General features: G+C 44.9%; 1 protein-coding gene. It reads right to left on the reverse strand.

Translation table 11 applies throughout. The features are described 5' to 3' along the window. Positions 1-165: 165 nt before the first annotated feature. Positions 166-948: ParB/RepB/Spo0J family partition protein (locus A3750_RS18435; protein ID WP_068548586.1), on the reverse strand; the 783-nt coding region annotated here is incomplete at its 5' end.

Below are 948 nucleotides of genomic sequence, written 5' to 3' on the forward strand. Positions count from 1 at the left end.
CTAACTCGTCCAAAATAGTTCGGTTACGCACTATATTAAGGCGCGGCAATTGTAGGGCAAATGCATAACCCATTCAACACTAGAGTCTGCTTATTTATTGGTCAATCGTAAAAAATACCACTTTTAGGATTAGTTTTAGCTTTGTCGCGCAAACACTTGTTCTTATTACTTGATATGCGACAAAATTCCGTCAAGCTCGTCAAGAGAGTTATAACTAATTACTAGCCTGCCCTTGCCACGAGAACCCTGACTGATTTCGATGCGTGCACCTAGCTTTTCAGATAGCTCTTCTTCTAGTTGCTTTACATTGGGATCTTTTGCGGGAGAAGCCTTTCTTTTGGGTTGAGGGCTTTCCAATAACTTTCGAACGAACGCCTCTGTCTGCCGAACTGACATTGACTTAGAGTTGACCTGATTTGCTGCTGCCAATTGATCCTCACTGGGTAAACCAAGCAACGCTCGACCATGTCCCATTTCTAGATCACCATGTTCCAGCATCAGTTTTACATCATCATGCAAGTTCATCAATCGAAGCAGGTTGGTCACAGTAGAGCGTGACTTACCGATTGCTTCTGCAACTTCACCTTGTGTCAGCTCAAATTCATCCTGAAGTCTTTGAAGCGCAAATGCCTCTTCCATTGCATTGAGATTTTCTCGTTGAATGTTCTCGATCAAGGCCATTGCAACAGCCGCTTCATCAGGAACATCACGCACGATTGCAGGCACGCGATCAAGTTGTGCTAACTGAGATGCGCGCCATCGACGCTCACCGGCAATAATTTCATACTTACTTTCTGAAATTGGGCGCACAACGATTGGCTGCATAATACCTTGTTGACGAATAGACTCAGCAAGCTCTTCTAACGCCTGTTGATCCATGTCGCGGCGCGGTTGATATTTACCGCGCTGAATCAACTCGACAGGGATTTCGCGCAGATATTTTTCGTC

This window comes from Oleiphilus sp. HI0079, from assembly GCF_001635105.1.